The sequence below is a fragment of the Pantoea sp. X-Soil-YNGN-775 genome (assembly GCF_059730575.1).
Map to the genome: position 1 here is coordinate 1,289,406 of NZ_AP035945.1, position 12,992 is coordinate 1,302,397.

Genomic DNA, 12,992 nt, shown 5'->3' on the forward strand with positions numbered 1-12,992 from the left:
AAAGGGTTGGGACATGCGTCCATCCTTTTTGATGATATATTACTGGAATGACACAGAATTTCTAATACTCCCTTGCGGGAGCCTTCGACAATCTCATTCATCTGCGTCATGCTTTCTTTCAAAAGCTCAAACAGTTTTTGTCCATTACCAGCCCTCGTTCAATGCCCTTAACAGCTGTTTTTCATCCTCGGAGAAATCATCCTGGATGCCTTTTTTTATAAATCAGCAACAGCCTGATTTGTGATTCAGAGACTTTGTAATAGTAAATCACCCGAACGCCACCACGCTTACCTTTGGCCGCCCAGCGAACTTTACGCACGCCTCCCGTATTCTGAATAACATCATCCCAGTCTGGATTGCCAGCCATGAATTGTTGAAACTCGCGATATTCATCATCGCTGAGTAGTTCCTTTACATTTTCCGTGAATACAGGAGCCTCAATAAATAACATGTCTGTAAGTCATGGCGTATGGAGAAGTGCCATATGGAGGCATGGATGTTATCAGAACTATCGCTTTATACATTGATTAGAGCAGAAGTAAATTTATTAACTATCTGAAATTAAAAGGGAATTATTGATGGGTGCTTTCGTGAGGCCGCACAACTCAAAGCGATGTGAGGCAAACGTACATAGCAAAGAAGCGCGGGTCAAGGATGGCCCGCGCTGAGCATACCAGGGATGGCATCTTTTGCATCTTTGCGGCGGACGTTTACTCCCGTAGTCAGCGCGCTACCACGCCCAGCCCGCTGTTTATTGCGGCAGCTCAAAATCCTCGGCATCCACATCATAACCTGACGGTTCCCAGCGGATCGCCAGCAACGCCAGCAGACCCGCCAGCGGGGCGAGAAAAATGACCCAAAACACTCCGGTCCCCAGCGCCGCGACCAGCACCGGAAACAGGAACAGCGACAGGGTCGAACTGCCACGCATCAGCGTCTGGTTAAAGCCAACCCCCACGCCACGCAGCGAGGTCGGATAGCTGAGTGAGGCAAAAGTCATGGTATGCGAGCCGGGACCGAAGCCCTGACCAAACAGGAACAGCGCCAGCATACCAATCGCCAGCGCCGCTTCCTGACCGCCTTCCGGGCGACCGATCAGCGCCAGCCCGAGCAGCGCCACGCACTGACAGGCATAACCAGCCACTGACATCCTCCACGCCCCGAGACGCGGCACCAGCCGTACCGCCAGAATGCCGCCGACAAACGCAAACAGCAGATTCAGCGCCAGCGACACCAGAATGGTGGTCAGCATCGACTGGGCAAAGAAGCTGGAGATGATGACCGGCAGGCCAAACGCCACGGCGTTATAGGCAAACGAGGAGGCGATAGAGGTAATGGTCGCCAGCACGGTGCGGCGTCGATAGACACCCTGCAACAGCGCGCCGTAGTTACGCCAGCTGGCTGGTCGCGCCGGTCGGACGGGCGTCAGCGCCGCATCCGGTGCCACCTGAGCGTTAATATTCCATGCGCTGCGTAAGATTGAAGCGGCCGCCTGCAGATCGCCCTGATTGGCGGCCCACACCGGCGACTCGCTCATGTAACGACTGCGAATGGCGATAATGATAATGGCCGGTACTGCGCCAAAGCCGAGGATCAATCGCCAGAGCCAGTCGGTATGGCTTTCCGGCAGCACCGCGTAGAGCAGCAGCACCAGCAGATAGGAGATGCTGATCGCTGCGTACCAGGTCGGGCACCACATCGCCACGCTGGCCGCTTTATTGCCTTTACCGCGCAGCTTTGAAAACTCCGCCAGAAAGGCCATCGCCACCGGCAGATCGATGCCGACGCCGAGCCCCATCACGAAACGCGCGCCGCCTAACACATATTCGTTTGGCGCAAAGGCACAGGCGATCGCCGCCACCACGAAAAAAAACATATCGGCCATAAATACCCGATAACGGCCAATTTTATCGGTCAGGTAGCCGCCGATCAGCGCGCCGATGATTGCCCCGAAGGTGATGGACGAGGCGATCATGCCGGTGCCGGTCGGGGTCAGATTAAATTCGCGCGCCACGTCTTTGATACCAAACGCCAGTGCGCCGAGATCGTAGGCGTCGAGAAATACGCCACCGAGCGCGATGGCAACCACAATGCGCGCGTTATTGCGGGCGCTGTCGCCGCTGTTTACCAGGCGGGAGACATCCGCCGCGCTGCGTATCCACTGCGTTTCGCCGCTCGGCGTACTCCCTGTTGTGGCCACATGGGCTGAAGAGATCAGGTCGGTCATGATGTTGTGAGTCTTTTATTATAAAAACAGGTCATCGAGGATAGCCGTTTAGACGCCCAGACGTAAATTCATTTCAGTTATGAATAATAAGTTTTTAGTCTCAAATTGTTATTAATTTGCGATAAAGTCATCTACGGGGCGGCACAGCCAGGCTACGCTTTTAAGGCAGCTAACCAAACCGCTCTGCGTCAGGCGACGGCATTCATTGCGGCGCTGCCGCTGCACCGAATCCTCGTGACAGCGTCGGGTACCGCGATGCGCAATCCTGAATCACCAGGGTGAAAAAATCGATAACAACACTCAATAACAACAGGCGATAACACGCGATAAGGAACAGGTCATGATCAACGTTCGGGGTTTGATAGGAATCAGTGCTTTGCTGCTCAGTCTGGGCATCGCACACGCTGCCGATCCGGTGCGGGTCGGTTCGAAAATTGATACTGAAGGTTCACTGCTGGGCAACGTGATTTTGCAGGTGCTGGAGAAGCATGGCGTTAAAACCGTCAATAAAATTCAGTTGGGTACCACTCAGGTGGTGCGCGGCGCTATCACCGCCGGGGAACTGGATATCTATCCGGAATATACCGGCAACGGTGCCTTTTTCTTCAATGATGAAAAAGACAGTGCCTGGAAAAATGCCCGTGAAGGCTACGAGAAAGTTAAAAAACTGGATGCCGAAAAAAATCATCTGGTGTGGCTGACGCCTGCGCCAGCCAACAACACCTGGACTATTGCGGTGCGTAAGGATCTGGCAGAGAAAAACCAGCTGACCTCGCTGGCCGACCTCAGTGCCTGGCTGAAAAAGGGCGGCACCTTCAAGTTGGCGGCCTCGGCAGAATTTATCGAACGCAGTGACGCGCTGCCGGCCTTTGAAAAAGCCTACGGTTTCGACCTTAAGCAGGATCAGCTGCTGTCGCTGGCCGGCGGTGATACTGCCGTTACCATCAGCGCGGCGGCGCAGCAAACTTCTGGCGTTAACGCGGCGATGGCCTACGGCACCGACGGTCCGGTGGCGGCGCTGGGATTACAGACGCTGACCGATCCAAAAGGCGTGCAGCCGATCTACGCGCCGACGCCGGTGATCCGTGAATCGGTACTGAAAGCCTATCCGCAGATTGGCGACTGGCTGAAGCCGGTATTCAGCGCGCTGGACGAGAAAACGCTGCAGCAGCTGAACGCCAGAATTGCGGTCGACGGCCAGGACGCCAGCAGCGTGGCGAAAGAGTGGCTGCAACAGCAGAAGCTGCTGTAACCGATGCAGATATCGCGGGAAGCGATACGACGTCCCGGTCAGCAGCCGGTCGCGCTACTGCTGCTGGCACTGCTGAGCCTGACGCTGGTGGCGCTGCCGTTTCTGACCTTCGCGCCGAACCGGCTGGTGGCAGGCGCGCCGCTGATGGGCTGGCAGATCAGCCAGTCGGCAGTAGTGCTGCCGCCGCTGGCGGTGCTGTGGCTGCTGCTGTGGTGTCCGCCGTCGCGCGTCAGCCTCAGCCTGGCGCTGTTGTCGGCCGAACTGATGCTGGCGGCGATGATCTGGCTGAGCGGCAATCAGGCGACACTGCTGAGTCAACACGGCAGTCGGCTGGCTCGCACCAGCTTTGCCAGCGGCCTGTGGTGCAGCGGGGCGCTGCTGCTGCTGCTGATCACCGACACGGTGCGGCAACTGACCCGCCACCGGCTGGCACAGCTGCTGCTTAACCTGCAGGTGTGGCTGCTGCCGCTGTTGCTGCTGTTCAGCGGCCAGCTTAACGATCTCTCCCTGCTAAAAGAGTATGCCAATCGCCAGGCGGTATTTGACGCCGCGCTGGTGCGCCATCTGACGTTGCTGGCGGGCACCGTGCTGCCGGCGCTGATCATCGCGCTGCCGCTGGGCATTCTGCTGTTCCGGCAGCCGCGCTGGCAGAGCGGGGTATTTGGCGTACTGAATGTGATTCAGACGGTGCCTTCGGTGGCGCTGTTTGGCCTGCTGATTGCGCCGCTGGCTGGCCTGGCCCAGCGTTTTCCGTGGCTGGGTGTCTGGGGTGTCAGTGGCATCGGTATGGCTCCGGCGCTGATTGTGCTGGTGCTTTACGCTTTACTGCCGCTGGTGCGCAGCGTGGTGGTCGGTTTGCAACAGGTGCCGCAGGAGGTGCGCGAAAGCGCACGCGGCGTCGGGATGAGCGGCCGGCAACAGTTTTTCGCGGTTGATATACCGCTGGCCTTGCCGGTGTGGCTGGCGGGACTGCGGGTGGTGGTGGTGCAAACTCTGGGCATGGCGGTGGTCGCGGCGCTGATTGGTGCCGGCGGCTTTGGCGCGATTATTTTCCAGGGCCTGCTGAGCAGCGCGCTGGATCTGGTGCTGCTCGGGGTGATCCCGGTGATCGCGCTGGCGGTCACCGTAGATGCGCTGTTCCGCCTGCTGATCTCACTGCTGGAGAAAAAAGATGATTGAATTTAACCGCGTCTCGCGCGCCTTTAACGGCAAAGCGGCGGTCAGCGATCTCTCATTGACGGTGGCGGAAGGGGAGTTCTGCGTGCTGCTGGGCACCTCCGGTTCCGGTAAATCGACCACCCTGAAGATGATTAACCGGCTGGTCGAGTTCGACAGCGGCGAGATCCGTTTCGCCGGCGAGTCGATTCGTCAGCTTGATGCCCGCGCGCTGCGGCGGCGGATGGGCTATGCCATTCAGTCGATTGGCCTGTTTCCTCACTGGACGGTAGAAAAAAATATCGCCACGGTGCCGGCGCTGCTCGGCTGGTCAAAACCGCAGGTTACGCAGCGGATAGAGGCATTGCTGACGCTGCTCAACCTCGATGCGCAGCTGCTGAACCGTTATCCGCATCAGCTTTCCGGCGGACAGCAGCAGCGGGTTGGCGTGGCGCGTGCGCTGGCGGCCGATCCGGAGGTGTTGCTGATGGATGAACCGTTTGGCGCGCTCGACCCGGTGACCCGCGGCGCACTGCAACAGGAGATGCTGCGTATTCACCGGCTGTCGGGACGCACCATTGTGCTGGTGACCCATGACATCGATGAGGCGCTGACGCTGGCCGACCGCATCGTGCTGATGGATAACGGTGAGATTGTCCAGCAGGGTAAACCGGTTGAGCTGCTGACCCAGCCGAAAAATGAGTTTGTACGTGACTTCTTTGGCCGCAGCGAAATGGGCGTGCGGCTGCTGTCGCTTGGACAGGTCGGCAATGCCGTGCGGCGCGGTGAATGGCTGGCGGGCGAACCGATCGCCGCCGGGCTGACGCTCCGCGAAGCGCTGTCGCAGTTTATTACCCGGCGTACTGACAAACTGCCGGTGATTGATGAACAGCAGCAGCCACTGGGCGTGCTCTATTTTCACGATCTGCTGACGCTGCGTGAGGACCCCGCATGCGCTGGCTGACCGATCCGCTGCTCTGGCTGGTGCTGCTGTATGCTGCGCTGCTGACGCTGATGCCCTATAGCGGGCCGCTGTTCCACCGCTGGTTTCCCGAGCTGGCGCGGCCGCTTTATCAGCAGGAGACCTTCTGGCAACTGACGCTGGCGCACCTGTTTCTGGTGATCACCGCCAGCCTGCTGGCGATGGTTATCGGCGTCGGCAGCGGTGTGATAGTAACCCGACGCGCCGGTCGGGCGTTCCGGCCGTTGATGGAAACGCTGGTGGCGGCCGGACAAACCATTCCGCCGGTGGCGGTATTAGCGATAGCGGTGCCGGTGATGGGATTTGGTGCCTGGCCGGCGGTGGTAGCGCTGCTGCTCTACGGTTTGCTGCCGATCTTACAGGGCACGCTGGCCGGACTCGACAGCGTACCCGCCAGCAGCCGGGAGATTGCCGAAGGGGTCGGGATGAGCGCATGGCAGCGTCTGTGGCAGATTGAGCTGGCGCTGGCCGCGCCGGTGATTATCGCCGGGATCCGCACCTCGGTGATTATCAACATCGGCACCGCCGCTATCGCCTCAACGGTTGGGGCAAAAAGCCTCGGTTCACCGGTGATCATCGGCTTAAGCGGGTTTAATACGGCCTATGTGATTCAGGGGGCGTTACTGGTGGCGCTGCTGGCGATAGTCAGCGATCGCCTGTTCGAGCGCCTGCAACGCTGGCTTAGCGTGAGTGAACGATGAGTGAATAACCGACCAGCATCAGACCGCTGGTACCGCCAGCCGCCATGATGAAAAATAGCGTAGCGAAGAATGTTTTTTTCCAGTTCATGGGAAAACCTGAGCGCGTGAATGTGAGGCGGGAATGATAGCGCGCGCAAGGCAGCAGGCAAAGTGCCCAGCGTGCGTTTTTGTCATCAGGGTGTTTCGTGCAACCGCACGGCGTAACCCTGTTCCTGCCAGTGCGACAGTTGATCCTGCTGACGACGGGTCAGTTTTTTACCGGTAAATACAAACATATTCATGCCGGGAAACAGTTCCGGACGCGGCACGTCGAGCGGCTCAGCCAGCACATCGATGCGCCAGCCATGTTGCGACAGCCGCCAGCCTTCCAGCCAGATACGGGTACGATCCTCAATGCCCCAGCCGATAATCAGCGCATCTTTACCCGCTTTTTTGCGGCTGCCGGTCAGGCAGAACGCCACATAATCAATCAACAATCCATCCAGCAGGCTGCACATGGTGCGGGCGGTATTCTGGTCGAGACTGAGCTTCTGGCGCACCGGCATGAAGACGTGATCGATCAGCGCATCAACCGGATGTTCACGACCAATAGCCGCGATCTTGTTACGCAGCTTGGAGGGTCTGACGTGGCGTAACACGCTGATGAGTTCATCCTGCAGGGTGGTCCAGCCGTCGTGCGCATCAACATCACCGCCTTCCAGCAGCGCTTTGACTTTTCCTACCGGCACGCCGCTTTCGATCCAGCGCATGATCTCTTCAATGCGCTGAACATCTTCTTCATCAAACTGACGATGCCCACCTTCGGTACGTTGCGGCTTCAGTAAGCCATAACGTCTTTGCCAGGCGCGCAAGGTCACTGGGTTTATGCCACAGCGCTCGGCGACGTCACCGATACTGTATAGGGTCATAAATTCCTCTATAGACTGATCTGAGTGGAATTACCATAACGAAGCAAACTAAGTTGTACAATACATTTTTGAGTGTACAACTTGACCGCTGCGCCTTTTCTCAGCTATATCTCACATAAGAGAAATAATTCCCAATTATGAGAGGATGCGATGCCGGACCTGAATACAGAACAACGCCTGGCTGCGCGGCTGGCGGAATTACGCTTGCAACGCGGCTGGTCACTGGATGAGCTTTCAATCGCAACGGGTATCAGCCGCGCCTCATTATCACGCATTGAGCGCAGCGAGACCAGCCCCACCGCCGCACTGCTTAATCGTCTGTGCGTGGCGTACGGATTAACCATGTCGCGCCTGCTAAGTGAAGTAGAAGAAGATGCGAAGCTGCTGATCCCATATGAGCAGCAGCCGGTATGGAGTGATGAGGCCAGTGGCTTTCACCGCCGAAATGTGTCACCGCCTGTTACTCATTTTAGATGCGAACTGGTGGAGGGCAAATTACGCCCCGGCGCGCGTATCGATTACGACGCACCACCGATTCACGGTATGGAACAGCATATCTGGCTGCGTGAAGGTGGCCTGACCGTCAGCATGGCAGCTCAGCGCTGGAGCTTACGTCCCGGCGACTGTTTACGTTTTCATCTGACGGGAAAATCGGCCTTTGAAGCGCACCTGACCGACGGCGCGCACTATTTACTGGTGGTGGCAAAACCATGATTAATTATCAGATGCTCAGTGCCAGCGAGGCACAGCAGGCGCTACCCGAACTGTGTCAGGTGTTGCAGGCCTGCGTCGCAGACGGGGCCAGCGTCGGATTTATTGATGCCGCCGACCATCAGGCGATTGGCCGTTTCTGGCAGGATCGCATCTACAGCCTGGCGAGTGGCGATGCCGAATTGTGGGTGGCGCGTCAGCACGGCAGCGTGGTGGCGACGGTGATGCTCAACAGCAGCTCAATGCCCAACGGCCGCCATCGGGCGGAGGTCACCAAACTGCTGGTGCATCCGCGGGCGCGCCGGCAGGGCATTGCCCGCCAGCTGATGCGGCAGGCGGAACAGCAGGCGCGACTGCAGGGTAAAACGCTGCTGGTGCTGGACACGCGCAGCGGGGATGTCGCCAGCGATCTCTATCGCTCGCTCGACTGGCAGGTCGCCGGCGCAATTCCGTTCTACGCCGAATCCACCACCGGCGAGCTGGATGCCACGACCTATATGTTTAAACTGCTGGGTTAGCCAGTCCCGGACGGCATCCGTGACCGCTTGTGGAACCGCAGACGAAAAAATTGTCCTGAAAGCTGACGCCGCCAGCATACTGTGTAAAAATACAGGCAATTTTTACGGTGTGGTAACAAACAAAATGGCCCTGACAGCAGCAGTAAAAAGCCAGATAGCGCAGTGGTATAAAGCGCTGCAGCAGCAGGTGCCCGATTTTATCCCGCGCGCCGCCCAGCGGCAGATGATTGCTGAAGTGGCAAAATGCCTGGCGGGCGATGATGCGCGCCATCTGGCGGTCGAAGCGCCAACCGGGGTCGGCAAAACCCTCTCTTATCTGATCCCCGGCATCGCGACCAGCCGCGCCCAGGAAAAACGTCTGGTGATCAGCACCGCGAACGTGGCGTTGCAGGATCAAATCTTCACCAAAGATCTGCCGTTGCTGAAGAAAATCATCCCCGATCTCACCTTTACCGCCGCCTTTGGTCGCGGGCGTTACGTCTGTCCTCGCAACCTGGCGGCGCTGGCGGCTGACGACGATCAGCAGGGCGATCTGCTGCTCTATTTGGATGATGACGCCATCAGCAGTACCAAAGAGGAGCAGACGCAGTGCGGCCGGTTGCAGAAAGCGCTGGATCGCTATCAGTGGGACGGACTGCGCGATCACAGCGAGGAAAACGTCAGCGACAGCCTGTGGCAGCGGCTCTCAACCGATAAAGCCAGCTGCCTCGGCGCCCACTGTCGCTGGTATCGTGAATGCCCGTTTTTCGTGGCGCGGCGTGAAATAGAGCAGGTCGATGTGGTGGTGGCCAACCATGCACTGGTGATGGCGGCGATGGAGAATGAGTCGGTGTTGCCGCCGGCTAAAAATCTGATGCTGGTGCTGGATGAAGGCCATCATCTGCCGGAAGTGGCGCGCGATGCGCTGGAGATGAGCGCTGATATCACCCCAGGCTGGAGCAGCCTGCAGCTGGATCTGTTTATCAAGCTGGTGGACAGCATCATGACCCAGATGCGGCCTAAATCCCCGCCGCCGCTGGCCAATCCGGAGCGGCTGAAAGCACACTGCGAGGAGCTGCGCGAGCTGCTGACCATCACCAGCCAGGCGCTCAATCCCCTGTTGCCACCGCACAATCAGCCGGGCGAATACCGCTTTGTGCTCGGGGCGTTACCGCAGGAGTTGCTGGACCTTTGCGCCCGGCTGTTCAAACTCAGCGACGCGCTGCGTGGCCTGAGCGAAGGCCTGATCAATGCCCTGAGCGAGCAGACCGGCAAAGTTGATGTGGTGCGCTTGCACCGCAATCTGCTGCAGCTGAACCGCCAGTTCGGCTGGTTTGAATCGGTCAGTAAGCTGTGGCGACTGGCGGCGATGGAAAAAGCTTCCGGCGCGCCGGTGTCGAAATGGATCACCCGCGAACTGCGCGAAGGTCAGGCGCACCTGCTGTTCCACTGCGCCGGGATTCGCGTCAGCGATCAGCTGGAAAAGATGCTGTGGCGTAAAATTCCGCATGTGGTGGTCACCTCCGCCACGCTGCGCTCGCTTAACAGTTTTAACCGCCTGCAGGAGATGTCCGGTCTCAACGAGAAAGCCGGTGACCGCTTTGTGGCGCTCGATTCCCCGTTCAACCATGTTGAGCAGGGCAAGCTGGTGATCCCGCAAATGCGCTATGAACCCCTGATGACCCACGAAGCGGAGCACATCGCCGAGATGGCGGGCTTCTTCCGGCAGCAGATGAAGCTGAAGCAGCACAAAGGGGTGCTGGTGCTGTTCGCCAGTAACCGGGCGATGCAGCAGTTTGTCGCCTGCCTGCCCGATTTACGACTGTCGATGCTGGTGCAGGGCGATCAGCCGCGCAGCCGACTGGTCGATCTGCATCGTCAGCGGGTGAGCAAAGGCGAAACCAGCATTCTGATTGGCCTGCAATCGTTCGCTGAAGGGCTGGATTTAAAAGGCGATCTGCTGAGTCAGGTGCATATTCATAAAATTGCTTTTCCGCCGGTAGACAGTCCGGTAATTTTGACCGAAGGCGAATGGCTGAAGAGCCTGAAGCGTTATCCGTTTGAGGTGCAGAGTTTACCCAGCGCCTCGTTTACCCTGATTCAACAGGTCGGACGCCTGATTCGCAGCCATCAGTGTTACGGTGAAATCGTGATATACGATCGCCGTCTGCTGAGCAAAGCGTACGGTAGCCGACTGCTGGCGGCGTTGCCGATCTTCCCGATTGAGCAACCCGATACCCCTGAGCCGGACGCCATACCGGCCGCCCCGGTGGCCACACGCACCGTGCGTAAACGACGTCCGACGCGGCGCTAAGCCGTCGCGCACTTAACCGGAAGCGAGTGATGGAACTGAATAAAATTATTAAAGAGATCGGCCGCGGAAAAAATCATGCCCGCGACATCGATTTCGACACCGCCGAAGCCCTCTACAGCGCGATGCTGGCTGGCCAGGTGCCGGATCTGGAACTGGGCGGCATCCTGATTGCGCTGCGTATCAAGGGCGAAGGCGAAGCTGAAATGCGCGGCTTCTATCAGGCGATGCAGGCGCAGATGATGAAGCTGAACGCCCCGGCCAACCGGCCGATGCCGATGGTAATCCCGAGCTATAACGGCGCGCGCCGCCAGGGCAACCTGACGCCGTTACTGGCGCTGCTGCTGAACCGGCTCGGTTTCCCGGTGCTGGTGCACGGCGTCAGCGATGATGCGACGCGTATCACCAGTGAAGCGGTATTTGACGCGCTGGGCGTGCAGCCGGTGACCACCGCTGAGCAGGCTCAGGCCCGGCTGGACGCGGGTGAGCTGGTGTTTATTACCGTCGATCACCTCTGCCCGCCGATGGCGAAACAGCTGTCGCTGCGCTGGCGGATGGGGGTGCGGAACAGTGCGCATACGCTGGCAAAACTGGCGACGCCGTTTGGCGAACGCGAGGCGTTGCGGCTGTCGAGCGTGTCGCATCCGGAATATGTGCCGCGGGTGGCGAAATTCTTCAGCGATATTGATGCGCCTGCGCTGCTGCTGAATGGCACCGAGGGCGAGGTCTATGCTAATCCGCAACGTTGTCCGGCGATCAGCGTGATCCACGGCGCGGGATCGGAGGCGGAAGTGTGGGTTGAGCGTCAGCCCGAGGTCCAGGTTGAGCTGCCGGCAGATAAATCAGCGGCGGTCACCGCAGCCTGGATTGAGCAGGTGATTAACCAGCAGCGACCGGTACCGCAGGCGCTGCGGCTGCAGCTGGCCTGCTGCCTGCGTGCCAGCGGTGAATGCGACTCGCTGGCGACCGCCGACCAGCGGCTGCGCGCCGCCGGTTACTGATTCAGGCGATCGGCAGTGCCTGTTCAACCAGCTTCTGCCAGAAGCGGATACCGATCGGCAGTAACGCATCATTAAAATCATAGCGGGCATTGTGCAGCGGCGCCGAAGGCTCTTCACCGTCGGCGCCGAGCCAGAAGTAAGCTCCCGGACAGGCTTCCATCATGCAGGCAAAATCTTCTGATGCCATCGAAGGATTGACCTGCCAGTGAACATTCTCTTCTCCCAGCGTCGCCAGCGCCACCGCGCGAACCTGCTCTGCCGGCGCGGCATGGTTGGCCGTCACCGGATAGCCGGGTAGCCAGCTGGTTTCGCCGCTCACCCCAAACGGTCGGGGCAGGGTCGCCACAAACTCATCGATCAGCGCCCGCACTTTGTCGCGCACTGCCGGTTGCAGGCAGCGTACCGTGCCGCGCAACACAATCTGTTCCGGGATGACGTTGATCGCCTCACCGCCGTGGATCTGCGTCACGCTGACCACCGCAGAAGAAAGCGGTGACAGACGGCGTGACGGAATGGTCTGTAGCGCCAGGATCAGCTCAGCCGCGACCACCATCGGATCGGCACCGCTTTCCGGCATCGCCGCGTGGCAACTCTTGCCGTGCAGGGTGATTTCAAACGAATCAAGCGAGGCCATCATCGCACCGGGATTAACCGCCAGCGACCCGAGCGGCAGGCCCGGCCAGTTATGCATGGCGTAAACCGCATCCATCGGGAATCGCTGGAACAATCCCTCTTCAACCATTTTGCGCGCACCGCCCAGATTCTCCTCGGCGGGCTGAAAAATAAAGTGCACCGTGCCGCTGAACTGGCGTGTCGCCGCCAGCTGGCGGGCAGCGGCCAGCAGAATGGCACTGTGACCATCGTGACCGCAGGCGTGCATCACGCCCGGCGTCGCGGATCGCCACTCGACCTCACCTTTTTCGGTGATCGGCAGCGCATCCATGTCGGCACGCAGCCCGATAACCGGGCCGGGACCATTCTCCAGCGTGCCAATCACTGCGGTACCTGCCAGACCACGAAACACCTGTAATCCGGTCAGCTCAAGTTCGCGGGCGATAAGATCACTGGTGTGATGCTCCTGGTAGCCTAATTCAGGCTGGCGATGGAGCTGGCGACGCCAGTGCAGGGCATCTTCAAGCAGGGCGGGGGAAAGGGTCATGCAGAAACGTGCTCCTGACAGAATGAGAAGATTTCACTTTAGTGGTCGGGACGCGCGGCGTCTATTACCGTTAGGGCGAAATCTGGCT

The 12,992-nt window shown here is 59.1% G+C and carries 12 protein-coding genes and 1 pseudogene; 8 read left to right on the forward strand and 5 right to left on the reverse strand.

Translation table 11 applies throughout. The annotated features are described in order from the left end of the window. Positions 1-144 precede the first annotated feature (144 nt). Positions 145-451 (reverse strand): annotated as a pseudogene (locus AC6I8I_RS06025) (type II toxin-antitoxin system RelE/ParE family toxin). Between the two features lie 300 nt (positions 452-751). Beyond that, on the reverse strand, positions 752-2,227 hold the full coding sequence (locus AC6I8I_RS06030; RefSeq protein WP_497828430.1) for an MFS transporter: 1,476 nt from the start codon (positions 2,225-2,227) through the stop codon (positions 752-754). Between the two features lie 340 nt (positions 2,228-2,567). On the opposite strand from AC6I8I_RS06030, the gene osmF reads away from it, so the two are divergent. The 4 genes from osmF to AC6I8I_RS06050 are packed head-to-tail and all read left to right on the forward strand — an operon-like array spanning position 2,568 to position 6,317. Then, positions 2,568-3,479 (forward strand): glycine betaine ABC transporter substrate-binding protein OsmF, encoded by a 912-nt coding sequence (gene osmF / locus AC6I8I_RS06035; RefSeq protein ID WP_312052891.1) that lies wholly within the window; start codon positions 2,568-2,570, stop codon positions 3,477-3,479. Between the two features lie 3 nt (positions 3,480-3,482). Continuing rightward, positions 3,483-4,658 (forward strand): ABC transporter permease, encoded by a 1,176-nt coding sequence (locus AC6I8I_RS06040; RefSeq protein ID WP_497828431.1) that lies wholly within the window; start codon positions 3,483-3,485, stop codon positions 4,656-4,658. Beyond that, on the forward strand, positions 4,651-5,598 hold the full coding sequence (locus tag AC6I8I_RS06045; RefSeq protein WP_312052887.1) for an ABC transporter ATP-binding protein: 948 nt from the start codon (positions 4,651-4,653) through the stop codon (positions 5,596-5,598). Before AC6I8I_RS06040 ends, AC6I8I_RS06045 begins: the two co-directional genes overlap by 8 nt. Further along, positions 5,586-6,317, forward strand: coding sequence for an ABC transporter permease (locus tag AC6I8I_RS06050; RefSeq protein WP_312052885.1), 732 nt, complete (start codon positions 5,586-5,588; stop codon positions 6,315-6,317). The genes AC6I8I_RS06045 and AC6I8I_RS06050 overlap by 13 nt, the downstream gene beginning before the upstream one ends. On the opposite strand, the gene AC6I8I_RS06055 is transcribed toward AC6I8I_RS06050, so the two are convergent. Next, positions 6,298-6,405: a YohO family small membrane protein gene (locus AC6I8I_RS06055; protein WP_227021873.1), complete on the reverse strand. Its 108-nt coding sequence runs from the start codon at positions 6,403-6,405 to the stop codon at positions 6,298-6,300. The genes AC6I8I_RS06050 and AC6I8I_RS06055 overlap by 20 nt on opposite strands. Before the next feature lie 85 nt (positions 6,406-6,490). Next, entirely contained in the window at positions 6,491-7,225 is a 735-nt protein-coding gene (locus AC6I8I_RS06060; protein WP_312052880.1) for a MerR family transcriptional regulator, read from the reverse strand. Positions 7,226-7,375: 150 nt separating this feature from the next. Here AC6I8I_RS06060 and AC6I8I_RS06065 point away from each other — a divergent pair, with 150 nt between their 5' ends. From AC6I8I_RS06065 to ybiB, 4 genes are all read left to right on the forward strand, one after another. Further along, entirely contained in the window at positions 7,376-7,939 is a 564-nt protein-coding gene (locus AC6I8I_RS06065) for a helix-turn-helix domain-containing protein (RefSeq protein WP_312052878.1), read from the forward strand. Further along, the gene (locus AC6I8I_RS06070) at positions 7,936-8,454 is read left to right on the forward strand and encodes a GNAT family N-acetyltransferase (protein ID WP_497819789.1); all 519 of its coding nucleotides are present in this window, start codon (positions 7,936-7,938) and stop codon (positions 8,452-8,454) included. Before AC6I8I_RS06065 ends, AC6I8I_RS06070 begins: the two co-directional genes overlap by 4 nt. Positions 8,455-8,578: 124 nt before the next feature. Continuing rightward, positions 8,579-10,747 (forward strand): ATP-dependent DNA helicase DinG, encoded by a 2,169-nt coding sequence (gene dinG, locus AC6I8I_RS06075; RefSeq protein WP_089561186.1) that lies wholly within the window; start codon positions 8,579-8,581, stop codon positions 10,745-10,747. Between the two features lie 29 nt (positions 10,748-10,776). Further along, positions 10,777-11,745: a DNA-binding protein YbiB gene (gene ybiB, locus AC6I8I_RS06080; protein WP_046288433.1), complete on the forward strand. Its 969-nt coding sequence runs from the start codon at positions 10,777-10,779 to the stop codon at positions 11,743-11,745. Between the two features lies 1 nt (position 11,746). Here ybiB and AC6I8I_RS06085 read toward each other — a convergent pair whose 3' ends face one another. Then, on the reverse strand, positions 11,747-12,904 hold the full coding sequence (locus tag AC6I8I_RS06085) for a M20 aminoacylase family protein (RefSeq protein ID WP_497828432.1): 1,158 nt from the start codon (positions 12,902-12,904) through the stop codon (positions 11,747-11,749). Positions 12,905-12,992 lie beyond the last annotated feature (88 nt).